Below are 24375 nucleotides of genomic sequence, written 5' to 3'. Positions count from 1 at the left end.
TAAACCATGAGAGTTTTGTTATTCGGCATCATGAAGGATATTGTGGCTGCCAAAACACTGACAATTGAGGCGGAGCTTCCTACTGTAGGGGATCTGAAGCATTGGCTGAAACAGGAATATCCTGCCGTGCAAGACCTGAAAGCAGTGATGATCGCTGTCAATAAAGCATATGCTTCGGATGAAACAATGCTTTCTTCTGAAGATGAAATTGCTATCATTCCACCTTTAAGCGGAGGTTAATTTTATTTATGGAACAATTGATCAGGATCTCAGATAACATTGATGCGGCGGAAGCGGTTGCTTTTGTGCAATCCGAGGAAAGCGGGGGTGTTGTTACTTTCATTGGCTCCGTGCGGAACCAGACTAAGCAGAAGAAGGTGCTGAAGCTGGTGTTTGAATGTTATGAGCCGATGGCCATATTGGAGATGGAGAAAATTGCGGCGCAGATGTATGAGAAATGGCAGGTTAAAAGGGTGGCTATGTTGCATGTGACCGGGGAGAAATTGCCGGGAGAAGTAGTGGTGGCGATTGCTGTGGCGGCGCCGCATCGGGGGGCCGCTTTTGAGGCTTGTCAGTATGCTATTGATACTTTGAAAGAGACGGTGCCTATCTGGAAACAGGAGTTTTTTGAGGATGGTGCGGTTTGGGTAGCGGCGCATCCGTAGGTTTTCTTGTATAGCGTTTGCCGCGCAGCAAAGGGCGGTGTTTTTTCTTCTTTTTGGAGAAGTGTTTCTTGGTGATGTGTGCCTTTTTCTTTTTGAGGCGGTGTTTTTTCTTCTTTTTATGAGGTTGTTTCTTTGCTGATTGTGCGTCTTTTTCTTTTATGCGGTGTACCCCTAATTAATCTTACCCATCGCATCCTTCATTTCATCCGGTGTATTCGCATTAAATTGCTCTGTATCATTCGGATTCTTCAAAATCTCCACTTCCACTTTCAACAACGTTTTACGCGGGCAATTCTTTCCTTCCCTAAACTCTAACTCTAATGCATCCAGCCCTTTGGGCTCCCAGATGGTGATCAATGGCTCCGGGGAGAAATTGAAGGGGCTGACAAAAGCGGTTGCGGCTTTTTGGGGATTACGGTTACTGAGTAGATAACTTATACTCTGTTCACTGATCAGGGGCAGATCGCAGGCCAGTACCAGCCAGGAGGCATCGGGGTATGCAGCATGGGCACTGAGCAATCCGGAGGAGGGTCCTGCGCCGATCACGCTATCCGGGATCAGGTTGTCGCAACCAGGGAATTCTTGTTCCGGGCGGCAGGAGAGATATACTTCGGGGAGGAAGCTTTTTAACAGATCATGGAGGTATTGCCACTGGGGTTTGCCATGGTAAGCGATCTGACTTTTATCTTGTTGCATGCGGGTACTGAGGCCGCCGCATAATATGAGGCCTTTTAAGTTATTATCCGATGTCATGTTTACCTCCGCTTTTACTGATGAGCCTGGTTTCCCTGATCACCATTTCGTGAGAAAATGCTTTACACATATCATAGATCGTTAATGCAGCCACACTGGCACCGGTCAGCGCTTCCATTTCTACCCCCGTTTTACCGGTTGTTTTAACCGTACAGCGCACCACCGCATCAGATCCTTCCAGTTTGATACTGATATGACAATTATCCAACAGTAAGGTATGGCATAAAGGAATGAGCTCAGGCGTTTTTTTAGCCCCCATGATACCTGCAATGATGGCCGTTTGAAATACCGCACCTTTCTTTGTTACCAGCTCTTCCCCGGTGAATTGCTGCAGGATGATTTCTGGTAAAAATACCCTGCTTTCTGCCACGGCAATACGTTGGGTAAGGGCTTTTTCACCCACATCCACCATTTGCGGCTGGCCACTTTCATTCAGGTGTGTAAAATCATTGCCCATAAATGCATTAAATTTATCAAAGCAAAAATAGTTAAAATGATGATGCGCGTACCAGAAGCTTTTGCAGCCATTATGGCTACTGTCCGTGATTTCGGAACGGAATGGGTGCCTTTTGAAGCAGCCACAGGAAGAGTATTACGCGAAACTATTTATGCTGACAGGCCCTTTCCCCCCTTCGACCGGGTAACCATGGACGGTATTTCCATTCACTACGACAGCTATGTACGCGGTCAGCGGGTATTTGGACTGGAAGACGTACAAGCGGCAGGGATGCCTCAGATGCAGCTGCGAAACCTGGCGGATTGCATGGAAGTGATGACCGGCGCTGTTTTGCCGGACCTCACAGATACCGTGATCCCCTATGAGCACCTGGATATTTCAGAACATGAAGGTTTCCGCCGTTTTACTATTCTGAAGGAGGTAGCGAAAGGGCAGTTTATTCATAGAACAGGATCAGATGCCCAGGAGGGCAAACCATTACTGGAACCGGGTATCCGGCTGAGTGCTGCGGAAGCTGGTGTGTTAGCTACCGTGGGGAAAACGAAGGTGTTGGTGAGCAAACTGCCCAGGGTAGTACTCATCGCTACCGGAAATGAATTAGTACCTGTAGAAAATAAACCGGAAGCCCATCAGTTGCGCATGTCCAATGTTTACAGCCTCGCCGCCGCGTTACAGGGCATCTCTGCTGAAATAGTACATCTGCCGGATGATATGCAACATCTCACTGCTCATATCAATAAACTGATCCCTGCTGCGGATGTACTGATCTGCACAGGCGCTGTATCTGCCGGGAAATATGATCATCTGCCGGAAGTATTGAAGACAGCAGGCATGCAGGAAATATTTCATAAAGTACAGCAACGCCCCGGCAAACCTTTATTGTTTGGTGCGTTTAATAACGGACCGGTAGTATTTGGGCTGCCGGGTAATCCTGTTTCAGGATTCATGTGTTATTACCGGTATATACAACCCTGGCTGAAAGCCTGCCTGCAGGATGTAAGCAGTAAACCGGAGTTCGCTGTATTGGAAGAAGATGTAACGTTTGATAAACCCCTCGAGTATTATCTCCCCGTGAAATTAAAATCTTCGCCGGAAGGTGTTGTACTGGCAACGCCGGCAGCTTATCATGGTTCCGGCGATCTGGCCAGTCTGTTGCAGGCAGATGCTTTCATGGCGTTACCGGCTGACCAGGATGTTTTCAGAAAAGGCAGCAGTTTCCCTGTTTGGAAATTCAGGTAACAGAAGATACTTTTACACTTATGGTAGCAATGCAACATACAATGCGTTGGTTTGGACCCAACGATCCCGTTAGTTTAATGGATATCAGGCAGGCAGGTTGCAGTGGTGTGGTAACTGCACTGCATCAGATCCCTGTTGGAGAAATATGGTCAGTGGAAGAGATCAGGAAACGCATTGCGATGATCGAAGCGGCTGGTATGACATGGACTGTTGTGGAAAGCCTGCCGGTGCATGAACACATCAAACAACAAACAGGGCAATACCTGCTATACATCGATAACTACAAACAAAGTTTGCGCAACCTGGCGTTATGCGGGATCAAAGTGATCACGTATAACTTTATGCCGGTGCTGGACTGGATGCGCACAGATATTGACTACACGATGCCGGATGGCAGCAAGGCTTTGTATTTTGAACGTTTGCCTTTCATTGCATTTGATCTTTTCCTGCTGCAACGCCCTGATGCAGCAAAGGATTATACCCCTGAAGAGATCATGCAGGCGGAGCAGCATTTGAAAGCTATGAGCGTAGAAGCAAAAGAGAAGTTGTTCAATAATACACTGCTGGGTTTGCCGGGAAGTGATGACCGCTTCACCAAAGAAATGGTACTCGTAGCACTTAAACAATATGAACATATTGATGCAAAACGTTTACAGCAACACCTGTTCTATTTCCTGCAACAGGTAGTGCCGATAGCGGAAGAACTGGGCCTGAAGATGGCCATCCATCCAGACGATCCTCCCTATCCCTTATTAGGCCTTCCGCGTATTGTGAGTACGGAAGCAGACCTTATTGCATTGATGAATGCGGCACCGTCTCCTGCCAACGGATTATGTTATTGCACGGGTTCCCTAAGTGTGCGTAAGGATAATGATCTGCCGGGTATCGTTCAACGGCATGGAGATCAGATCCACTTCATTCATCTGCGCAATACGAAACAGGATGCGCAAGGGAATTTCTACGAAGCAGATCACCTGGATGGGGATGTGAACATGTTTGCAGTAGTAAAGGAACTGCTGACGGTGATGCAAAGAAATCGTGTATCCATTCCCATGAGGCCGGACCATGGCCACCAGATGCTGGATGATCTTTCCAAGAAAACCTATCCCGGATACAGTGCCATAGGGCGTTTGAAAGGCCTGGCGGAACTGAGGGGGCTGGAATATGGGCTGATCAATATTTTCTATCCTGAAAGTGAAATAATGTAGCCATCTTTGCGGAAATTCTTACAGCTTGACACGCGCTACCTACTTTTCGCTGATCCTGATCCTTGGCGCATTGACTGCACTGGGCCCATTTACGATAGACATGTATCTGCCGGGTTTTCCGGCCATTGCGAAAGATCTGAAAACAGACATTTCCAGTGTGGGGTTAAGTTTATCCAGTTATTTTGTAGGCATCTCTGCAGGGCAGTTGTTGTATGGGCCTCTGTTGGACAGGTTCGGCAGAAAACCTCCCCTTTACATAGGACTTGTATTATACATCGCAGCCACCATCGGTTGCATCTTTGTGAACAGTATTGATAATTTTGTGGCGCTTCGATTTATCCAGGCAGTAGGCAGTTGTGCAGCAGCCGTAGCGTCCGTTGCCATGGTGCGCGATCTGTTTCCGGTGAAAGACAGCGCCAAGGTGTTCTCACTACTCATGTTAGTAGTGGCTTTATCTCCCATGGTAGCACCCACAGTGGGTGGTTACGTGACGACTGAATTTGGATGGCACGCTGTATTCATCATCCTAACGGTAATGGGTATATTAGTATTGGCGGCCAGCATCCTGTGGTTGCCGGGTAGTTATAAACCAGATACTACTTTATCATTGATGCCATTGCCTATCATTAAGAACTTCCTGGCCGTTTTAAAAGTGCCGCAATTCTATACTTATACCTTTACTGCGGCTATCGCTTTCTCTGCTTTGTTCGCATACATTTCCGGTTCTCCCAAGATCTTTATGGGCATCTTCCAGGTAAGCAGTAAAGCTTATGGTTGGATATTTGCTTTGTTATCTGTGGGTTTCATCGGGTCCAGTCAGGTGAATACATTACTGCTGAAGAAGTACACCAGTGAGCAGATCATTCCTGTTGCGCTCTTTGCGCAATCTTTAACGGGGATCTTTTTTGTGATCGCTACTATGAATGGCTGGCTGGGGTTAGAAGGCACGATTGCTGTATTGTTTGTGTTCCTCTGCGGGCTTGGTTTCACTAACTCCAATGCTATTGCGCTGGCGTTAGCGCCTTTTGAGCGGAATGCAGGAACAGCTTCTTCTTTAATGGGTGCTTTGCAAATGGGTATCGGTACGCTGGCATCTGTACTTGTAAGTCTTTATAAATCAGCGAATGCATTGCCGATAGCGGTGATCATGGCCAGTGCGGCTGTATTGGCTTTGCTGATATTACTGGTAGGCAGGAGGCGTATTTAAAATAGCACAAAATACGCATTTTACCTTCCGGCAAATCCCTGTAGTTTTATGCTTTCCCCGTTTGTTGTCCCGTCAAGATAATTTTGATATCCTATGCCTAATTTCAACCTGCTTAGACACAAGTTTTTCTTCTTACTATTGTTTTTCTTTACGCATGCAGCGTGGGCACAAACACCTCCTCCTAAACCAATATTGCAGTGGCCACTTGACCAGGCAAAGGGTCATGATGATTTTAGTCTTGGACTCAAATTTAAATCCGCAGGAGGCAGCAATATTGTATATGATGTTTACTTAGGTCCGGATGCTGATCACCTGCGTGTATTTGCAGAAAACGCCGGTGCGGATTTTTATAATGATTCCTGCATTGTCTTCATGGCGGCAGATACCTTTTACGTAATGGCGTTCTATCCACCTGTCCAGTTATCAACCATCTACTGGAAAGTAGTGGCAAAGGATGGTAGCGGAGGAGCTACTGCCAGTGATGTATGGAGCTTTACAATGGGCAGGGCGAATCTCTTTGAGCCAGAGGCTCCTGTGTTATCAGCACCTGCAAATAATGGGGTGAATTTATCCCGTTCACCTTTATTGGAGTGGACAGCCAGTACTGATCAGGATGGAGACATGCTTGTATATGATATCTATTTATCAACAGGAACTATACCTGCCAATTACCCCCCGATCGCTACGGGGATCACCGGTACCAGCTTTCAGGTAACTACACCCATAACAGGAAACACGACCTATTATTGGAATGTAATAGCCAGGGACCCCGGAGGGCTTTTTACCAACAGTAGTATCTGGAAGTTCACTACACGTAATACACCACCACCTGTTGTTATACAATCACTTCCGGAGCACCAGGCTGTTGGCGTGGATTATAATGCAACGCTGTCCTGGGAAAAAGCGGTGGATGAAGATAGGGACAGTGTGCGTTATGAATTGTGGTATGGTATCGGTGCCGCCCTTGATAAAATGCAGGCCGTAAATGGGTTTTCCAAAACATTGAATTTATCTGGTAATACTACCTATAGCTGGAAAGTAGTGGCAGTGGATAGCAGAGGTGATCGTTCTGAAAGCAGTGTACGTACATTCATTACACAGAATAATCCGGGTAATGCAGCACCTGCTGCACCACAATTGCAAAGTCCGCTGAATAACAACACAGGGATCACTTTTCAACAGACCCTTCAATGGAATGCAGCGACAGACCCCGATAATGATGGCGTAAAGTATACGGTGTATATGGGAACAGCGGTAACAGCCCTCACGGCAGTAGCTACAGATCTGACCAATACCACCTTCCTGCCCACTGTGTTGTCCGGCAAAACATATTATTGGAAAGTGGCCGCTTACGACAGTAAAGGTGGTGTAACGGAAAGTAGTATCTGGCAGTTCGCTACGATCACTGATGATATGGGACTATCGAACCTCCGTTTTTATTACCGCTTCTCTGATCCACAGTTATACAGGTATGATCTGGCAACACTCTCTCCCGCTTTTGATGTGAGTACTTCAACCTATACCACAAAGGGAAAGACGACGGTGAAAGATGCGGTAGGCATTGTGCTGGATTATAGTGATCCTTCTACCGTAGTGACTTTTGATATACCTTCTTACCTTACGCTGACGGAAGGGATCACTTATAATTACGGGCTTCCTGTCGGGGCTACTAAATATTATATGATCTCTGGTACTTTGGCAGCGGATAATATCATTACGGTACATCTGCAAAAGGGCGCGGCAAAACGTTCTTATACCATTAATGCAAGGCTCAATCAGAAACCTGCGAAACCTGTTGCACTGGAGCCTGCCATTAATGCAGCGAATGTAAGTGTTACGCCGGAACTGAAATGGACAGGTGGGGATGATCCGGAAGGAGGCAACATGTTATACAGGGTAAGCTTAGGGACTTCTTCTGCTGCATTAAGCCCGCGTGGGATCATCAATAAAAAATCCATGCCTGTGACCGGCCTGATGGGTTTGCAACGTTATTACTGGAAAGTAACAGCAATAGATGATAGTGGAGAACAAACAGACAGTGATATCTTTACTTTTGTAACGGAAAAAGTTACAAAAGTTGCAAACCCTACCCTTGAGTATCCGCGCGAAATATCTGTTTATGTAGCGACGGATGTAACACTCGCATGGCGTTATATGGATGATCCGGGTATTACCTATGATGTATACCTGGATACGAAGGCACAGCCAGACCGCATAGCGCAGGGTATTACGGGTAAAACTTATACGGCATTGGGCCTGCTGCCGAATACTACTTATTACTGGAAAGTGGTGGCCATTGATCAGCAGGGTGTTGCAAAAAGCACTGTGGTGAGGAAGTTCCTGACAAAACCACTGAACAGTAACGAAACAGGCACGTTCACAGATATCCGGGATGGACAGATCTACCAATGGGTGCGTATCAACGGAGAAAAATGGATGACGCATAACCTGAGTTACCTGCCGGAACCCAGGGATGGATATTATGGATATGAACCCTGGAATGAGCTGGACAGAGATAAGAATTTTGCAGCCCTCGATAATAATGATCAGAACATCTCTAAATACGGTTACCTCTATACCTGGGCAGCTGCACTGAATTTCGATGCACTCCCGGATACTGCAAAAAAGATACAGGGTGTTTGCCCTGCCGGCTGGCATGTGGCTGATCTCGAAGATTGGAATAAACTCTATCCCATCTCGACTAACAAACCCGCACAGATGCACTATAGTACCTGGAGTTTCGTCGGGAAAGAAAATGAATGGTTAAATACTTCTGGTTTGAGTATGTTGCAATCCGGTTTCTTCAACGTGTTTGCCAATGGTTTTGATACGAAGGCCAATCAGATATGGTTGGCCCAGCGGGATAGGGAAACTTCAGACCAGCGGGGGATCACTTATGGAGAGCAACAGAATTATTACTTTGCTACCAACAATACGGTTTATGGCGGGGCATCTGTACGTTGTGTGAAAAATACACCGGATAACCATCCGCCTGCTGAACCAGTATTACAAAGCCCCCTGAATAATAGCCAGAACATACCGTTCAACGGTCTGTTGCAATGGACAGCAGCAACGGATCCTGATAACGGAGACATTGTAGTATATGATCTGTATATAGATACTATCAACGTGCCGGCGCAACTCATTCAATCCGGGATAAAAGAAACAACTTACCAGTTATCTGAACTGGAGCCTAATAAAAAATATTACTGGAAAGTAAGGGCACGGGATACTTCCGGAGAAGTAATGGAAAGTGCGGTATGGGCTTTCACCACGCAAAGCAACCCCGCTAACACGGTACCTCCTGTGCCTCAGTTGATAACACCGGCGTTTCAAAGTACATCGGTAACTATTACCCCTGCTGCCTTTCAGTGGACGGCGGTTACAGATGCTGATGGAGATGCGGTAAAGTATCATTTTTATATCGGCAATCAGTTGGCAAATCTGCAATTGGTGGCCAAAGATCTTAGTACTCCAGCTTACCAGGTAAGTGGTCTGCATGCAGGTGTTACCTATTATTGGAAAGTAGTAGTTACAGATGGGCGTGGCGGAAGATCAGAAAGTGCAGTAGGAGAGTTTGCAACATTGAACCGTGCGCCAGATACACCGTTATTATTAACACCTGTTAATAGTGCGCAGAGTACGGCGCTGGTATTTGACTTAACATGGAGTAGCGTAACTGACCCAGATGGAGATAAGGTGTATTACAAATTAATGTTTGGCACTTCCCCTTCAACGTTAGGAATCTGGAACTCGGACTTTAATGCAACACGTTATGCTATTCCATGGGCCTACCTCCAAACCGGCACAGTCTATTACTGGAAAGTAGTTGCTACAGATGAAAAAGGAGGTGAGTCAGCAAGTGAGATGCGCAGTTTCAGAACTTACGGAACGTTTAATACGAATGGAAGCCCCACGCTGGTGAGCCCGCTTAACTGGAGCATTGATGTAAATACAAATCCGCTGCTTACCTGGAGGAAGACGATGTTTAATCATAAATATGATCTTTATGTTGGGGGAGATCCTTTGGGCATGAGCCTCGTGGCTAATGATCTGACGGATTCATCTTTTACGATAACACAATTATATGGCGCCAGTAAACTGAAGCCACACAGCATTTATTTCTGGAAAGTAATGGCTAAAGATGGTCCCTGGTCTGTCTGGGAATCTCCGGCCTGGAGGTTCACCACTGCCAATACAGCTCCTTCCAAACCAATACTTACAAATCCGTCCGCTGCCAATTCAACACTCAGCTGGACGGCAGCTACAGATCCTGATAAAGATATCCTGACATATGATGTGTACTTCGGCACAGATCCTGACCCTGTTACGAAAATTGCAGTGGATCTCCAATTGCTGCAATACACTACTGCGTCGCTGGCGCCGGGTACTTATTATTGGAAGGTAATAGTAAAGGATGCATATGGTGGCGCGGTATCCAGTGATGTAGCGAGCTTCACGGTACAGCCGCCAACACAAAATACGCCTCCCTCAGCACCGCAATTATTAACGCCGGCAGATCAAAGTAAAGCGGCAGCTACATTACCTGTTGTATTTAGATGGGCAGCGGCAGCTGATCCTGAAAATGGGCCGGTTACTTATGAACTGTATCTATCCGATGTAAAAGTAGCAGAAGGGCTCACCACACTTAGCTATACGCATAATAATCTTACGGCCGGAACTTATAGCTGGAAGGTGATCGCAAAGGATGATCATGGCAATACAACGGCGAGTGCTGTTCGGAGTATTACTACCGTTAATGCATTTGTGATCTCCGGTAAAGTGGTTTATGCCACGGGGCGCGGATTACCCGATATCCTGCTCAGCGCATTAGTAAGAACAGACGGTAATGGAATATACAGTGTAAGCGTACCTCCCGGATGGAGCGGAATATTTAAACCGGTGTTCTGGAGTTATGAATTTGAGCCGAAGGAAATAGTGTATACTAATGTTCAATCAGATTTTTCCGCGCAGGATTATGTAGTGAAAGTGATCACGGCTGTAAATGATCCTGAACTGGATTCACTGGTTAAGGTTCATCCCAATCCAACATCCGGCCCGGTGGAGATCATATTGCCGGTATCGCTCCAGGCCTGGCAGCTGGAAATACATGATATAAAAGGCGTGTTGGTGCATGCGCAAAAGATAGCCGGCAATACAGGGAAATTGCGTGTGCAAATTCCCGGAAAAGGTGTCTTTTTATTAAGGCTCAGTAATCAGAAAAAAACGATCGTGAGAAAGATCATTGTGCTTTAACATCGATCCTTAACTGGTGTGTGTTGAATACATTGGAATAAGGATGTACACTTTTGGTGAGGAACACACTTCCGCCAATAATACTATTATGCCCGATCACCGTATTACCGCCTAATATGGTGGTTCGGGCATAAATGATCACATTATCTTCTACTGTGGGATGTCTTTTTACGGCAGAGAGGTCTTTACTTACCTGCGATGCGCCAAGGGTAACACCCTGGTAAATGCTTACATTCTTTCCTATAATACTTGTAGCACCAATTACGATGCCTGTGCCATGATCAATGAAGAAGGGTACATCAATACTGGCATTGGGATGAATGTCCACACCGGTTTTGCCGTGTGCGTGTTCACTCAATATCCGGGGGAGGATAGGCACTTCCAGTTGTGTTAACCTGTTGGCAATACGGTATACGGCAATAGCATAAAATCCCGGATAGGACACGATCACTTCCTGGATGCTGGTAGCAGCAGGATCACATTCATACGTTTTATTGGCATCCTGCCGCAGGCTCTGGTAAATGGATTCCAGGGAATCATAAAAAGCATCAACCGTATTTTCTATGTCAATGTCTTTCGGGTCCAGGTAACTGAGCAGCAGGTTTACGAGGTCTATCTGATTCTTTTTGAGTATCCCCAGGTATTTGGCTTGTTTGTTCAAATGGTTATTGGGGAAGAGGAACTCGTAAAGATCATTCAGCCAGGCAATAGCATCCGTGGTAGAGGGGCTGGCCTCCCATTCTGCTTTATGCGTATGATGCAACAGGGCAATGAACGTATGGATATGTTCGTTTTCCATTAGTTTCTGTGTCTGCTTTGAAGGCGGAGTAAAGTGGCAACTAAAGTATCTATGTCCGCACAGGTATTATAAAATGCCAGTGAAGGGCGAACGGTGCTTTCCACTCCAAACCTTCTCAGGATGGGCTGGGCACAGTGATGACCGGAACGTACGGCAATCCCTTCTTTGTTTAATGCGGCACCCACTTCTTCTGTTTTAAATCCTTCCAGTACAAATGAAAGCACACTGGCTTTTTCCGGTGCGGTTCCTATCAACCTTAATCCCGGTACTTCTTTCAGGAGTTTAGTGCCGTAAAGCAGTAATGCATGTTCATACTGATTGATGAGATCAATGCCTAACTTACTTACGTAATCCAAAGCAGCACCTAATCCTACAGCATCTGCAATATTGCCGGTACCTGCTTCAAATCTTCCGGGCGCAGGATGGAACTGGGTATGTTCAAACGTAACGTCTGAGATCATATTACCGCCGCCTTGCCAGGGTTGTGTTTGGTTCAGCAGTTCTTCTTTGCCGTATAATACGCCAATGCCTGTGGGCCCGAATATTTTATGACCGGAGAATACGAACCAGTCTGCATTCAGGTATTGTACATCTGAGCGGAGATGGGAAACGGATTGTGCGCCATCTACCAAAACTTTTGCACCAGCCTGATGTGCCAGTTCTACAATCTGTTTTGCAGGTGTGATAGTACCTAATGCATTAGATACCTGTGTGAAGGATACTAGTTTGGTTTTACTGTTCAGTAGTTTGGTATACTCTGCAAGTATCAGCTGTCCATCTTCATCTACCGGAATAACCCGCAGTTTTAGACCCTTGCGCAATGCTAATTGCTGCCAGGGTACAATGTTGGCATGATGTTCCAGGTGACTGAGGATGATCTCATCTCCGGCCTGCAAATGTTGTTCTCCCCAACTTTTGGCAACCAGATTGATCCCTTCTGTAGCACCTCTTACAAACACGATCTCATTCGGGGAGCGGGCATTCAGGAAATGCTGCACTTTGGAACGGGCAGCTTCGTAAGCATCTGTAGCTTTTGCTGCAAGGGCATGTGCTGCTCTGTGAATATTAGAGTTCTCATGCTGATAGAAATAACTGATGCGATCTATCACCTGCTTCGGTTTTTGTGTAGTGGCTGCATTATCCAGCCAGATCAATGGTCTGCCATTTACCCGTTCCTGCAGGATGGGGAAATCCTGTTTGATACGGTTCACATCAAAAGGCGGAGGCGTTTCTTTTCCGGGCAGGAAATAATAATCTGTACCGGAAAGCGGTAATTGCCCGGTAGGAATGAAAGTCTGAATGTTCCAATCAAAGGTTTGATCTCCATAAAAAGGGATATCCTCTTTCGGATGCGGTAACTGATAACTGGAAGGGGATACGCCGCTTCCTGCCACAGACTTAGGAATACCACCTGTGAGATTGGGATCCGGCAGGCTGGTTTGCGGATCGTTGATATCTACGTTATTTCCCGGATGGAGGATGGGATCATGTTTAGGCGGTACAGCTGCCGTACTTCCTTTGAAAAACTGATTCGCCAATTGTTCCAGGAGCGAAACGTCCGGTAAGTTAGTATTTGTACTCATGGTAATTTCCAATTTCTACATCATCCAATACTGCGATAGCATCATCTACCAGCACAGATAAAGAACAATATAATGACACCAGGTAAGAGGCAATGGCTTTATCATTAATACCCATAAAACGAACTGATAGTCCCGGAGACTGTTCTCCCGGAAGGCCCGGCTGGAAAAGACCTACCACACCCTGGCGAGCTTCACCTGTTCTGATAAGCAGGATCTTGGAAGTATTATTTTCAATGGGCACTTTATCTGAGGGGATCAATGGAATGCCTCTCCATGTAATGAACTGGGAGCCGAAAAGAGAAACGGTGGGAGGGGGAACACCTCTGCGGGTACATTCCCTTCCAAATGCTGCAATGGTGAGCGGATGTAATAAAAAGAAACCGGGTTCTTTCCAGACCTTCGTGATCAGTTCATCCAGGTCATCCGGGGTGGGAGGGCCTTTGCGTGTTTTGATCCTTTGAGATGGGGCAATGCTGTGCAGCAGGCCATATTCTACGTTGTTGATCAGTTCGCTTTCCTGTCTTTCTTTAATGGTCTCGATGGTCAGTCGTAATTGTTCGCTGATCTGGTTGTAAGGTTTGCTGTAGAGGTCAGATACACGGGTGTGTACATCCAGTACAGTGTTCACCGCACTTAATAAATACTCCCGCGGGTTCTCAATGTAATCTACATAAGTGGTGGGGAGGGTCCTTTCGTCCCGGGCAGAACAATCAACCTGTACACTGCTGGCATCCTTTACTTTGTTCACTCTATAGATACCTGATTCTACGGGTATCCAGCTTAAGAGGTGCGTAAGCCATCTGGGCGTGATGATGGAAAGCTGGGGGACGGTCCTGGTGGCAATGGCTAGCTGGCGTGCGGCTACATCACCTAAAGCGGTTTGCTTGGCTGGTTGTTGAGACATTGGGTTGTTTTTTGTGGTGGTTTAAATATACAGTTCTAAGATAGTCTATAAAATTGATAGACTAATACATAACCGGTAAAAAATATTAAAAATGTCGGGTTCTCTGCTTTCTACCCTAAATTTGGCAGATGAATGTAATTATCACAGGATCCACCGGTATGGTGGGAGAGGGCGTTCTGCATGAATGCCTGCAAAACCCGGACATATCTGCCGTACTGTTGATCAACCGGAAGCCCCTGGGTGTTAAACATCCCAAGCTGAAGGAGATCATTCATGGAGATTTCTTCGAACTATCTTCTATTGAGAGCGAGCTCAGGGGTTATGATGCCTGTTACTTTTGCCTGGGCGTATCTGCTATTGGCATGAATGAAGCAGACTATTATAAAATGACCTATACGCTTACGCTTTACATGGCGCAGATCCTGAGCAAAGCAAACCCGGAGATGATCTTCTGCTATGTTTCCGGTTCGGGAACAGACAGTTCAGAGAAGGGGCGTGTGATGTGGGCAAGGGTAAAGGGTAAAACAGAGAATGATCTGATGAACCTGCCCTTTAAGAAAGTATATGCTTTCCGCCCTGGTTATATGCAACCTACCAAAGGGTTAAAGAATGTAAAGAAGTACTATCATTATATGAGCTGGATGTATCCTTTTGCCCGGGCTGTATTCCCTTCTTTTGTGAGTACATTAAAAGAACTGGGGCAGGCTATGATCGAGGTCACTAAAAATGGTTATAGCAAAAAGGTATTGGAAGTAAAAGATATTGTTAAGCTGGCGAAATCTGCTACTTAAAATGTAATACCCCTTCCTTATCGAAATAATAATCAACCGCTGTTGTGCTTTTCAGATTCTCCAGGAAAGTACGGATGGGTTTGTTCCTGTTCACCAGTCCGCTGAAAAGATCTCCGCCAACATCTGGCTTGTCCATCACTACTGAAATACCAAACCATCTTGGCAATACTTCTGTGATCTGCCGAAGACTGGCATTGTTGAAGTAATAGATGCCTTTTTGCCAGGCCAGTACCTCTTCTGCATCAAAGCTATGAGATATCAGTGTGGTGGCATTTTGCAACACTGCTTCCTGACCGGGTGAAAGTTTTACTGCCTGGTTGCCTGCTTTCATCTGTACGGCTCCTTCCACCAATGATATTTTCACTGCTGCCGTATCATAAGTATTTACATTGAATGCAGTACCCAGTACCTGTATTGTAGATGCGCCGGCCTGTACAATGAATGGCCGGCTTGCATCTGGTGCTATCTTCAGATAAGCTTCTCCGGTTATTCTTATTTCCCGGGTATTACCGGAAAAACGGAAAGGGAAATTGAGGGTAGTGGCGCTGTTCATCCATACCTGTGATCCATCAGGGAGATCAATTTTATAATCCATGCCAATAGGTACGGTGAGGCTATTCCAGCCTCCGGGTGTTTGATCGCCTGTATTATAGGTCAAGGACTTGCCGGAATTGGAAAACTGTGTGCCTGCTACGGTGAGGGTATCAGGTGTGCCAGAAAGCCCGATGGTTTCTCCATTGGCTAATGTAAGTACAATGAGTCCGGCGGTCTGTTTCTTTTCTGCAGGTCCTTTGTAACTCATCCAGATGATAAGGCTGCCAATGATCAGGCCAACCAGTCCGGCCGCCACCCGCGTATTCCTTAAAGAGAACACGCCGGCTTTTTTAAAGAAGCTCTTTTTATCATACCGGGCAAACCGGTTATCAATGTCTTTGGGGTTATATGCGTTGAGCAGTTCATTCCATTGGAGCTGAACGTTGGTATCATTCTTTATCAGGTTATCCAGCCACACTTCCTCTTCCGCGTCTATCAGGCCGGACAGCTTAAGGGTCATTAATTTGAAAATATGTTCACGATCCGTCTGCATCATTATGAATACCGTTTTATGAAGTGTTAGGAGTAAGGGATTAATGGATGTTTTTCAGATAATTACGTAAAGCCTTTAATGCCAGCTGCATTTGTTTCTTTACAGTTTTTTCACTGATCTTCATTTCATCCGCAATCTCTTTCCTGCTTTTATCCATGAGGTAGGCGCTTTGAAATACCTGGTTTTGCCGGGGCGGTAGTTGCCCGATGGCATCATCCAGCTGATTTTTAAGTTCTGTATTTTCCAGTTTATTGTCGGGTAGCGTAACAGGCCCGGGCATGATCAGGAACCTGTTGAGCCGCTTCAGCCGTGTATCTTCTCTGGCTATCCGGTTAAGGCATCGGTTTTTGATACTCACGAAGAGATAATTCTGTGTGGCTTCTTTGCTGCCGACAGGGATATTTTTATAGGTCTGGTGTTGCCACAGGTCTATGAAGAATTCCTGTACGAGTTCTTCTGCTTCCTGTTCATTTTGCAGGATGCCTACAGCTATTACCATTAACCACCGCCTGTAGGTAGTATAGAGATGGTCAAAATCATTATATCCGTCTATCATGATTGAAGCAAATAGCTAGTTCGCAGCTAAAAAGAGTGCCTTGTCAGAAGCTTGGAGGCGGTTAAAAGTAGCATTTTTAAATTATTATTAAAAAATTACCCCGGCACTTACTCCCCCGTTTGTTAAAATTGGTCTTATAGTAAATCGTGTGAATTAATTCGGGCGTCCCTTACCGGCAATTGTTGTATCTGATGGAGATATCTCCATCTACCTGAGACTATTATTTTCTTCATCATTTAGCGCTTGACGGTGGGGGGACCACTATGAATATGAATACGTAAAGATCAACCAATATCAACGCTATTGTATGCAACTATTCCGCAATTGTTTACGCAGTTTCCTACTGTGCTTTCTGATGCTTTGTTATGGCATCACAGATGCAAGTGCCGCCTGGCAAAAAGATGCTGTTATTACACTACAGGCACAGCAGATCACATTGGGGAAGATCTTTAAGGCCATCCTGCAACAAACCGGTATTAAGATCATGTATGCCGGTAAAATGGTCAACGAAAAGGAAGTCTATGCCAGGGTACAGTTTAAAGCTACCAAACTGGAAGATGCACTGCAATTCCTCTTCAAAGGAAAAGGGCTGGAATGGATCTACCGGGATGAGGTGATCATTCTGCGTCCCAGGGCTACAGATACTGTTTCCGATAGTATTCCCACTTTAAATGTTTCCGGGCGTGTGCTGGATGAAGCGGGTGCGCCATTGCCCGGGGCTACGGTTTTAGTGAAAGGTACAGGGAAGGGGGCCGCTGCGGATGTATCAGGTAATTTCCGGGTGGCAGGAGTGCCTTCGAATGCTACGCTGGCTGTGAGTTTTACGGGGTTTGAGCAGCAGGAAGTTTCTTTAAGAGGCCGTTCTGAACTGGCGCTTTCCCTGAAGCGGCAGGCGAAGACGATAGATAAGGTGGAAGTGTTTTCCACGGGGTACCAGGATGTGCCGAAGGAGCGGGCCACGGGTTCTTTTGAGTTTGTGAATAATGAGGAGTTGAACAGGAGAGTGGGGAGTGATATTTTGAGCAGACTGGAAGGAGTGACAACGAGTATATTATTTGACAGGAGAAGAGCGCTGGCGAGCGATATGGGCATTGGCCTGAATAACCTGATCATCCGTGGCCTGAGTACTTTAGATACTGATCTGCAGTCGCCATTGATCGTAGTAGATAACTTTCCTTATGATGGGAACATCAATAATATCAATCCGAATGATGTAGAGAACATTACTATTCTAAAGGATGCCGCGGCTGCGTCTATCTGGGGTGCCAGGGCAGCTAACGGGGTGATCGTTATCAATACAAAAAAAGGACAGTTCAACCAGCCGGCGAAATTATCTTTCAATGCTAACATGACCATCACGGAAAAACCTGACCTGTTCCATTTCCCAAGGATGTCTTCTTCCGAATTTATTGACGTTGAAAGCTTCCTGTTTGGTAAGGGATATTATAACAATATCATTAGTAACAGTGAATATCCGGGATTATCAGATGCTACTGAGATATTGCTGAAACGCAGATCAGGACTTATTTCTGCTGCTGATTCCGCTGCCGGGATAGATGCATTAAGAAGCCGGGATATGCGGCATGATTTTGAACGGTACATTTACCGGACTGCCATCAGCCAGCAGTATGCCTTGAATTTAACAGGCGGTAGTGATAAAGTGAAGTATGCAGTATCAGGTGGGTTTGACCGTACGCCCAGTATCCTTAAAGGAGATAACTATAAAAGAATAACCCTCAATTCGGATAACAGTTTTACACCCATCAAAAAATTGATCCTGCAGTTAGGTGTGCGGTTCACTTCTGTTCAATCAACAGATAACAGCCTGGGAGATATTGGTGCAAACACCTATTCCATCAGGGAAAATTACAAGCTGCCGTCATATGCCAGGCTGGCAGATGATCAGGGGAATTATTTATCTATTCCTTTTATGTACAGGGAGGGATATACAGATACTGCGGGAGCAGGCAGGTTACTGGATTGGAAATACCGTCCGTTGCAGGAACTTGACAATGCGGATCTTCGTACAAAGGAGCGGGAGTTTGTTATAAATACAGGGGTGAATTATAAACTAACTGATTTTTTGAGCCTGCAGGCAAATTATCAGTTTCAGTTTGCCAGCATTGTAGCCAGCAGGCATTTTTCTAAAGAAACTTATTTTGTGCGGGACCTGGTGAACCTCTTCACTAACTTTAATACAACGGTGCCCAGTCTGCGATACCCTATGCCAATAGGGGGCGTATTAAGTGAAAATAGAATAGAAAGGAATGCCCATATGGGTAGAGGGCAATTGAATTTTAATCACTCCTGGAGAAATAAACACCAGGTAAATGGTGTAATAGGGAGTGAAATAAGAGAGAATATAAATACAGGAAGTGCCAAACGTACTTATGGATATGATGAGGACAAGCTTACATTTATTACAGTAGATAACCTTACTTCTTTCCCGCAATATGGAAACAGAGGGAATGCGCGTGTTCCTGCAGGTACGAATGGTTATACCAAAACGACAGATCACTTTGTTTCTTTTTATGGCAATGCAGCCTATACGTATGATAACAGGTACACTATTTCAGCGAGTGGCAGGAGAGATGCTGCCAACCAGTTTGGTGTAGATGTCAATGACCAATGGAAACCATTCTGGTCACTGGGTGCTTCCTGGAATATAGCCAATGAACCTTTTTTTAAAGTAAAGGCCATCTCCTATTTGCGATTTAGAACTAATTACGGGTACCAGGGTAATGTTAATAATAAACTCTCTCCCTATACGATCCTTTCCTATCAGAATGCCAGTGCACTCTCCAACAATATACCCTATGCCAATATCTCCACACCGGCAAATCCTGGTTTGAGCTGGGAAACGACTAAACAGTTTAATGCAGGGTTAGATTTTCGTATAGCTGGCAACAGGTTGTCCGGTAGCCTGGATGTGTACCAGAAAAATTCAAATGACCTGATACTTTCTGCTCCCATGGATTTTACTTCAGGTGTTACCAGTGTATTAAAGAATAGTGCCAGTATGAAGGGGAATGGCATCGATGTCTTATTAAACAGCCTGAACGTTAACGGGAGGGTGCAGTGGAGAACAGAACTGGGCTTTAGCTATGTAACCAATAAAGTAACGGATTTCCTTACTGACGGTAAGATACCAACGGTCGGCAATATTGTGCCTGAAAGAGGCATATTTATAGTTCCCCGGATTAACCGGACGCCTTATTCGATATTCAGCTATCCATTTGCGGGGCTTGATCCCCTTACGGGTGACCCCCAGGGGTATTCCGGACAGAAGGTGACAAAGAATTATGTTGAATTGTCTGGTCAGCGCCTGGATACCGGGAATATCATTTACCATGGTTCTGCGATACCTACCATATTTGGCAACATTAATAACAGTGTGCGTTACAGGGGTATTTCTCTCAGTATTAATATCAGCTACCGGTTTAATTATTATTTCAGAAAGAATACTATTTCTTATAGCACTTTATACTCGAACGGTATTGCACATGCAGATTTTTCCAAAAGATGGAAGCAGCCCGGAGATGAAAAATACACTACTGTTCCTTCTATGATCTATCCCACTTCCAATGCCAACAGGGACCTCTTTTATGCGTATTCTTCTGTAAATGTTTTGAAGGGAGATAACATCCGTTTGAATAATATCCGGCTGAGTTATGACCTGGGTAATACGGTCATAAAGCGGTTATCATTAAAGCAGGTACAGGTATATATGAATGTTGAAAACCTGGGCATTATCTGGAGGGCTAATAAAGAAGGCCTGGATCCTGATTATGATACGGGTAACACTGCCTATATGCCTCCTAAGCGAATTGCTTTTGGTTTGAGAATGGATCTTTAACATCAAAATGAGGAACAATGCGTACAAAATATCTTCTTATATTCTTATTGATCACCTGCAGCTCCTGTAAGAAATTCCTGGGAACTAAATCCAATCAAATATTATCTACTCCCGGTAACCTGGAAGATCTGCAGCTGCTGTTGGATAATCCTACTTTACAGAATGGATTAAATTCCATCAATACGGGCACGGATGAATATTACGTAACCTACCAGAATTGGTCCAACCTTACTGAGGTTAATAAAAATGGATACAATTGGGACCCGCAATTGAATAACCGGGGAGACTGGAGTACTACTTATCAGTGTGTTTTTTATGCCAATACGGTATTGTTTAACCTGGATCAGATCCCGGAGAAGGGAGATGCTGTAAAGCGGAACAATATCAAAGGAGCTGCATTGTTCATAAGGGCCCATTATTTTTACCTGATAGCCCAGGAGTTTGCACCGCAATATGATCCGGCTACAGCAACAACAGACCTGGGCATTGTGCTCCGGCTGGATGCCGATTTTAATGAAATCAGTTCCCGCTCAACAGTAGCCCAAACTTATCAGCAAATAACCAGCGATCTGGAAGCTGCTGCTGCGTTGCTTACAGAGGAAAGGCCTCTTTTCAAAACAAGGCCTGGAAAGGCAGCGTGCCTGGCCTTATTGGCGAGGGTATATCTTCAAATGGGGAACTATACAAAAGCAAAGGAGCATGCAGATGCCTGCTTAAAGATGGCGAATAGCCTGGTTGATTACAATAACCTGCCGCTGACGGCTCCTTATCCCATGGGGGATTTTAATAAGAACATAGAGATCCTCTATTTATTCAATGCCAGTTTTGCCACTCCGCTGAATGGAGATGAAACAAGGGGCAGGACAGATTCCGTTCTTTATAAGTTGTTTAAAGCAGATGATGTAAGGAAGAAAGCGCTGTTTAAGGATAACGGAAATGGTACCTATACCTTTAAAGGAAGTTATACCGGTACAAAAACATTGTTTAACGGGCTCGCTGTGGACGAGGTATATCTGATCCGGGCGGAATGTTATGCAAGAATGAATAATGCTGTTTCAGCGTTGGAGGACCTTAATGCATTACTGCAAAAAAGATGGGCTACTAATAAATATGTTAATTATCAAAATCTACCGGCAGACCAGGTATTGCAATTGGTGCTGGAAGAAAGGAGGAAAGAATTGCTCAACCGCGGTACCAGGTGGTCTGATCTAAGGCGATTGAATAAGGAGCCTAAATTCGCCATCACCCTTAAAAGAGAATTGAATGGCCAGATCTATGAGTTAGCCCCCAACGACCTGAGGTACACCGTCTTAATTCCTTTGGAGATCATGCGGTTGACTGATCTGCCGCAAAACCCGAGGTAAACAAAAACACAATAAAAAAATACAATTATGATGAGAAGAACTGTTTTGATCTGTTTATTGGTAGTGCTGGGGACTTATTGTTTTGCACAGCAGGGACCCGCTGGTGAAATGCAACAGAATAAAGTAAGGATAACAAACTGGAAGAGGACGGTGTACAGGTTTGCTCCGGATTACTGGGATAATAAACAGCAGGATGAAATAGTGGCAAAGATTGGGCAGGAGGAATTTGAAAAGATGAAAGCATTTGCTGATAAACCGGTGGTTCCTGCTGAAATGTCTATGATTTCTGGTAAAGCGAGAAAGGACAGTGTGGCACAATCCGAACGGTTAAACAGGCTGAACATATACAGGATAGCCACCTATACACACGTTAGCAAATCAGGTAAGGTATTTGAAATGGCGGTGCTCCATGTGCCTTACGAAGAGAACAGGGCGTGGGATGATCAGGTGAAATGGGGGCCTTTGTACTTTTTTATTGAAAACAGGTTCGTGGAAGAAATGCAAAAATGATATAAGATCAAAGGGTAGCTAAGCTGCCCTTTGATCTTATCAGGAGAACGTGTGTTTATTATTCCACGTCTTTGATATCCAGGCTGCCAGGGATGTCTATTTCGTCATTCAGGTTGTCTCCGTCAACTCCTACATTGTAGATGTCAAATTGATCTTCTACTTCGTCATTTTCAATAGCATCACTGAGATCTGCATCTTCTACTCTGATCCAGTTAAGTATCTGAGGACCGCTTTGTTCGCCAAGATGATCAGGCGCTTCGAATATGTCAGCGGATGAATAGCTGTCTCTCAGTCGTTGATCGGCAGTTCCGCCGTCATACACTAAATAATAGCTAACCAATGTTTTGCCTGTGAATGAGCTAAGTGTAAAAGCAGCAACAAGGGCTACTAATGCTAAAAGATTCCTTTTCATAAAATAGTTATTTGATAGTTAAGTGAATGCCTACTCTTTTTATCCAGGGCTTTCGGCTGCCAACCTGTTTACCTACTGTGTTGCAACACAGTAGGCTTACTGCGCAATAATATCTTTGGGTATATAGCTATCGATGTGAGCACGATCATCGTTATTTCAAAGGGCAGGTACCATCTTTTGCCCAGGTAATTAAGCACTCCTCCAAAGAGGTGGGGGGAATGCGGTGTACGTGCTACTATGATCGTTAAAGTCAACAGGAATAAAAGGGACAATATCAAACCGGCTAACCTTGTCCTGGGCAGAAATAATAGTATAGCAATGCCTGCTTCAATGATGATAATGGACGAGGCGACTGCTCCAACACTCCTTGTATAAAACCATAGCAGGTTTTTGAGACTGAGGAAGTTGAGGAAATTATCAATCGCACTATGCACAAAAAAAACGAGTAATAAAGCCGTAACGATCTCCACCGCCCATAGGCGCCATGGTTTGGGTTGTATGTCTTTCATGATGGAAGTAAGGGTCTTTTATTTTTTAATGGTCTTTATCGGTTCAGTGAAGTAAAATTGCTTTAATTCTTTCTCAATCACGTTCACTATTTCATTTTATTATGTGCATTATTTCCGGCGTGGCTACACTAATTGAGCCGGGAGCGCTGTGCTGTAGCGGTTTCCCATTTATGTTTATACTGTAAGGGAGATAAAGCATGGTGTTTTCTGAATACCCGGGAGAAGTAGGTCCTGCTGGTGAAACCTACCTGTGCCCCGATCTCTTCTACAGACATATCACTGTGCAGTAAGAGATGTTCCGCTTCCTCTATTCTTGTCCGTTGGATGTATTCTGCCGGCGTGGTGCCCATGATCTTTCTGAAGCGGGTGGTGAAAGCATTGATGTTCATGCCTGCCTTGCGGGCCAGTTTGGGAATGGAAATATCAAAGGAGTAATGTTCTCCTATGTAAACAGAGGCATCCCTGATGGCCGTTTCATAGGGGATATTAATATCCTTTAACGGCGCAGTGAGCAGGCTGAAATAAATGAGGAGCAACTCATTGATGCGTGATTGCAGGAAGATATGGATGGCAGGACCTTCCAGCCTGCATTCCTTTATCTCATTCACGATCTGCAACGCTTTGCTGTTGAACTCAAATACCTGGAACTGTTCCCCGTTCAATGCTTGCTGTAACAGACTTTCCTGTAACTGTGCAAATTGCAGGTGCTGGGAAACAAATTTGGATAAGTGTGCAGCGGAGAAAGAAAAATAGATGCTTTTATAATGACCTGGTTTGAATACGGCTTTGTTCAGCAGTTTGGGGGGAACATAATAGAAGCCGAACTTCCTGTGTTGCAGGCTGAACAAGCCAGGCCGGCCATATAATTTTGTGACGATGTTCCCTTGCAGGCTGCAATACAACATGGCCATGGGGATGTCCGCTACTGGTGTGAAAGTGACTTGTTTGTTAATGAAGAAATTCATCCAGCCAATGGTCCAGTCCGGCTCTGAGATCACCTGGGTGAAATAACAGCCAAAGGGGCCTTCCGTGAATTCTGTTTCCCCGAAGGATAATTCATATTGCTTATAGTGGTCTGGTATTTGAGAAGAGATATTAACCTGGTTACGCATTTTGGCAGATACGCCAAAGGATAGCCGGGCCGGGTTTGGATGATTGGTAAGCAGCATTGTTCGTATCTTTTTAATGGTTAAATAAGATGCAACAAGCTTGCGGATTC

20 protein-coding genes are annotated in these 24375 nt (G+C 45.2%); 10 read left to right on the top strand and 10 right to left on the bottom strand.

Annotation, left to right across the window (positions count from 1 at the left end):
• Nucleotides 1-6: 6 nt before the first annotated feature.
• Nucleotides 7-240, top strand: a complete 234-nt coding sequence (gene moaD, locus GFS24_RS12095; RefSeq protein WP_153659814.1) for a molybdopterin converting factor subunit 1 — start codon at nucleotides 7-9, stop codon at nucleotides 238-240.
• 8 nt (nucleotides 241-248) lie between these two features.
• Nucleotides 249-665: a molybdenum cofactor biosynthesis protein MoaE gene (locus GFS24_RS12090; RefSeq protein ID WP_153659813.1), complete on the top strand. Its 417-nt coding sequence runs from the start codon at nucleotides 249-251 to the stop codon at nucleotides 663-665.
• A 171-nt stretch (nucleotides 666-836) separates the two neighbouring features.
• On the opposite strand, the gene GFS24_RS12085 is transcribed toward GFS24_RS12090, so the two are convergent.
• Both GFS24_RS12085 and moaC read right to left on the bottom strand, forming a co-directional pair.
• The gene (locus GFS24_RS12085) at nucleotides 837-1418 is read right to left on the bottom strand and encodes an NTP transferase domain-containing protein (protein ID WP_153659812.1); all 582 of its coding nucleotides are present in this window, start codon (nucleotides 1416-1418) and stop codon (nucleotides 837-839) included.
• Nucleotides 1405-1875, bottom strand: coding sequence for a cyclic pyranopterin monophosphate synthase MoaC (gene moaC / locus GFS24_RS12080; RefSeq protein ID WP_153659811.1), 471 nt, complete (start codon nucleotides 1873-1875; stop codon nucleotides 1405-1407). Before moaC ends, GFS24_RS12085 begins: the two co-directional genes overlap by 14 nt.
• Nucleotides 1876-1911: 36 nt before the next feature.
• Here moaC and GFS24_RS12075 point away from each other — a divergent pair, with 36 nt between their 5' ends.
• The 4 genes from GFS24_RS12075 (at nucleotide 1912) to GFS24_RS12060 (ending at nucleotide 10785) form a co-directional block, all read left to right on the top strand.
• Nucleotides 1912-3114, top strand: coding sequence for a molybdopterin molybdotransferase MoeA (locus GFS24_RS12075; protein ID WP_153659810.1), 1203 nt, complete (start codon nucleotides 1912-1914; stop codon nucleotides 3112-3114).
• A 41-nt stretch (nucleotides 3115-3155) separates the two neighbouring features.
• Complete coding sequence (gene uxuA / locus GFS24_RS12070) at nucleotides 3156-4322, top strand: mannonate dehydratase (protein ID WP_253906438.1); 1167 nt, start codon at nucleotides 3156-3158, stop codon at nucleotides 4320-4322.
• A 25-nt stretch (nucleotides 4323-4347) separates the two neighbouring features.
• Nucleotides 4348-5529, top strand: a complete 1182-nt coding sequence (locus GFS24_RS12065; protein WP_153659808.1) for a multidrug effflux MFS transporter — start codon at nucleotides 4348-4350, stop codon at nucleotides 5527-5529.
• 93 nt (nucleotides 5530-5622) lie between these two features.
• Complete coding sequence (locus tag GFS24_RS12060; protein WP_153659807.1) at nucleotides 5623-10785, top strand: FISUMP domain-containing protein; 5163 nt, start codon at nucleotides 5623-5625, stop codon at nucleotides 10783-10785.
• Here GFS24_RS12060 and GFS24_RS12055 read toward each other — a convergent pair.
• From GFS24_RS12055 to GFS24_RS12045, 3 genes are read right to left on the bottom strand one after another with little or no spacing between them, the layout of a single operon-like run.
• Nucleotides 10772-11584, bottom strand: coding sequence for a serine O-acetyltransferase (locus tag GFS24_RS12055; RefSeq protein ID WP_153659806.1), 813 nt, complete (start codon nucleotides 11582-11584; stop codon nucleotides 10772-10774). The genes GFS24_RS12060 and GFS24_RS12055 overlap by 14 nt on opposite strands.
• Nucleotides 11584-13167 carry a family 2A encapsulin nanocompartment cargo protein cysteine desulfurase gene (locus GFS24_RS12050; protein WP_153659805.1) on the bottom strand — a complete coding sequence of 528 codons (1584 nt, stop codon included), beginning with the start codon at nucleotides 13165-13167 and terminating at the stop codon, nucleotides 11584-11586. Before GFS24_RS12050 ends, GFS24_RS12055 begins: the two co-directional genes overlap by 1 nt.
• A complete protein-coding gene (locus tag GFS24_RS12045; RefSeq protein ID WP_153659804.1) occupies nucleotides 13151-14071 on the bottom strand; it encodes a family 2A encapsulin nanocompartment shell protein in 921 nt (306 codons plus the stop codon). The genes GFS24_RS12050 and GFS24_RS12045 overlap by 17 nt, the downstream gene beginning before the upstream one ends.
• A 128-nt stretch (nucleotides 14072-14199) precedes the next feature.
• On the opposite strand from GFS24_RS12045, the gene GFS24_RS12040 reads away from it, so the two are divergent.
• Entirely contained in the window at nucleotides 14200-14862 is a 663-nt protein-coding gene (locus GFS24_RS12040) for an NAD-dependent epimerase/dehydratase family protein (RefSeq protein WP_153659803.1), read from the top strand.
• Here GFS24_RS12040 and GFS24_RS12035 read toward each other — a convergent pair.
• Both GFS24_RS12035 and GFS24_RS12030 read right to left on the bottom strand, forming a co-directional pair.
• The gene (locus GFS24_RS12035; RefSeq protein WP_153659802.1) at nucleotides 14855-15952 is read right to left on the bottom strand and encodes a FecR family protein; all 1098 of its coding nucleotides are present in this window, start codon (nucleotides 15950-15952) and stop codon (nucleotides 14855-14857) included. The two genes, GFS24_RS12040 and GFS24_RS12035, sit on opposite strands and share 8 nt — an antisense overlap.
• A gap of 37 nt (nucleotides 15953-15989) precedes the next feature.
• Nucleotides 15990-16505: an RNA polymerase sigma-70 factor gene (locus GFS24_RS12030; protein WP_153659801.1), complete on the bottom strand. Its 516-nt coding sequence runs from the start codon at nucleotides 16503-16505 to the stop codon at nucleotides 15990-15992.
• 307 nt (nucleotides 16506-16812) lie between these two features.
• Here GFS24_RS12030 and GFS24_RS12025 point away from each other — a divergent pair, with 307 nt between their 5' ends.
• From GFS24_RS12025 to GFS24_RS12015, 3 genes are read left to right on the top strand one after another with little or no spacing between them, the layout of a single operon-like run.
• A complete protein-coding gene (locus tag GFS24_RS12025) occupies nucleotides 16813-20361 on the top strand; it encodes a SusC/RagA family TonB-linked outer membrane protein (protein WP_153659800.1) in 3549 nt (1182 codons plus the stop codon).
• A gap of 17 nt (nucleotides 20362-20378) precedes the next feature.
• Entirely contained in the window at nucleotides 20379-21725 is a 1347-nt protein-coding gene (locus tag GFS24_RS12020) for a RagB/SusD family nutrient uptake outer membrane protein (RefSeq protein ID WP_153659799.1), read from the top strand.
• A 27-nt stretch (nucleotides 21726-21752) separates the two neighbouring features.
• Nucleotides 21753-22235 carry a hypothetical protein gene (locus tag GFS24_RS12015; RefSeq protein WP_153659798.1) on the top strand — a complete coding sequence of 161 codons (483 nt, stop codon included), beginning with the start codon at nucleotides 21753-21755 and terminating at the stop codon, nucleotides 22233-22235.
• 58 nt (nucleotides 22236-22293) lie between these two features.
• On the opposite strand, the gene GFS24_RS12010 is transcribed toward GFS24_RS12015, so the two are convergent.
• The 3 genes from GFS24_RS12010 to GFS24_RS12000 form a co-directional block, all read right to left on the bottom strand.
• Nucleotides 22294-22647 carry a hypothetical protein gene (locus GFS24_RS12010; RefSeq protein ID WP_153659797.1) on the bottom strand — a complete coding sequence of 118 codons (354 nt, stop codon included), beginning with the start codon at nucleotides 22645-22647 and terminating at the stop codon, nucleotides 22294-22296.
• A gap of 68 nt (nucleotides 22648-22715) precedes the next feature.
• Complete coding sequence (locus GFS24_RS12005; protein WP_153659796.1) at nucleotides 22716-23156, bottom strand: MauE/DoxX family redox-associated membrane protein; 441 nt, start codon at nucleotides 23154-23156, stop codon at nucleotides 22716-22718.
• 128 nt (nucleotides 23157-23284) lie between these two features.
• Entirely contained in the window at nucleotides 23285-24325 is a 1041-nt protein-coding gene (locus GFS24_RS12000) for an AraC family transcriptional regulator (protein ID WP_153659795.1), read from the bottom strand.
• Nucleotides 24326-24375: the final 50 nt, after the last annotated feature.

This window comes from Chitinophaga sp. SYP-B3965 (genome assembly GCF_009647655.1).
Lineage (GTDB): Bacteria > Bacteroidota > Bacteroidia > Chitinophagales > Chitinophagaceae > Chitinophaga.
Note: the sequence above shows the minus strand (reverse complement) of the source record. Positions and strands in the feature narration are given on the sequence as shown.

Coding starts and splice junctions, on each gene's coding strand:
- GFS24_RS12085 (WP_153659812.1), bottom strand. CDS start 1,418: ATGACATCGGATAATAACTTAAAAGGCCTCATATTATGCGGCGGCCTC.
- GFS24_RS12035 (WP_153659802.1), bottom strand. CDS start 15,952: ATGATGCAGACGGATCGTGAACATATTTTCAAATTAATGACCCTTAAG.
- GFS24_RS12060 (WP_153659807.1), top strand. CDS start 5,623: ATGCCTAATTTCAACCTGCTTAGACACAAGTTTTTCTTCTTACTATTG.
- GFS24_RS12075 (WP_153659810.1), top strand. CDS start 1,912: ATGATGATGCGCGTACCAGAAGCTTTTGCAGCCATTATGGCTACTGTC.
- GFS24_RS12025 (WP_153659800.1), top strand. CDS start 16,813: ATGCAACTATTCCGCAATTGTTTACGCAGTTTCCTACTGTGCTTTCTG.
- GFS24_RS12040 (WP_153659803.1), top strand. CDS start 14,200: ATGAATGTAATTATCACAGGATCCACCGGTATGGTGGGAGAGGGCGTT.
- GFS24_RS12055 (WP_153659806.1), bottom strand. CDS start 11,584: ATGGAAAACGAACATATCCATACGTTCATTGCCCTGTTGCATCATACG.
- GFS24_RS12090 (WP_153659813.1), top strand. CDS start 249: ATGGAACAATTGATCAGGATCTCAGATAACATTGATGCGGCGGAAGCG.
- GFS24_RS12030 (WP_153659801.1), bottom strand. CDS start 16,505: ATGATAGACGGATATAATGATTTTGACCATCTCTATACTACCTACAGG.
- GFS24_RS12015 (WP_153659798.1), top strand. CDS start 21,753: ATGATGAGAAGAACTGTTTTGATCTGTTTATTGGTAGTGCTGGGGACT.
- uxuA (WP_253906438.1), top strand. CDS start 3,156: ATGCGTTGGTTTGGACCCAACGATCCCGTTAGTTTAATGGATATCAGG.
- moaC (WP_153659811.1), bottom strand. CDS start 1,875: ATGGGCAATGATTTTACACACCTGAATGAAAGTGGCCAGCCGCAAATG.
- GFS24_RS12020 (WP_153659799.1), top strand. CDS start 20,379: ATGCGTACAAAATATCTTCTTATATTCTTATTGATCACCTGCAGCTCC.
- GFS24_RS12000 (WP_153659795.1), bottom strand. CDS start 24,325: ATGCTGCTTACCAATCATCCAAACCCGGCCCGGCTATCCTTTGGCGTA.
- GFS24_RS12045 (WP_153659804.1), bottom strand. CDS start 14,071: ATGTCTCAACAACCAGCCAAGCAAACCGCTTTAGGTGATGTAGCCGCA.
- GFS24_RS12010 (WP_153659797.1), bottom strand. CDS start 22,647: ATGAAAAGGAATCTTTTAGCATTAGTAGCCCTTGTTGCTGCTTTTACA.
- GFS24_RS12005 (WP_153659796.1), bottom strand. CDS start 23,156: ATGAAAGACATACAACCCAAACCATGGCGCCTATGGGCGGTGGAGATC.
- GFS24_RS12050 (WP_153659805.1), bottom strand. CDS start 13,167: ATGAGTACAAATACTAACTTACCGGACGTTTCGCTCCTGGAACAATTG.
- moaD (WP_153659814.1), top strand. CDS start 7: ATGAGAGTTTTGTTATTCGGCATCATGAAGGATATTGTGGCTGCCAAA.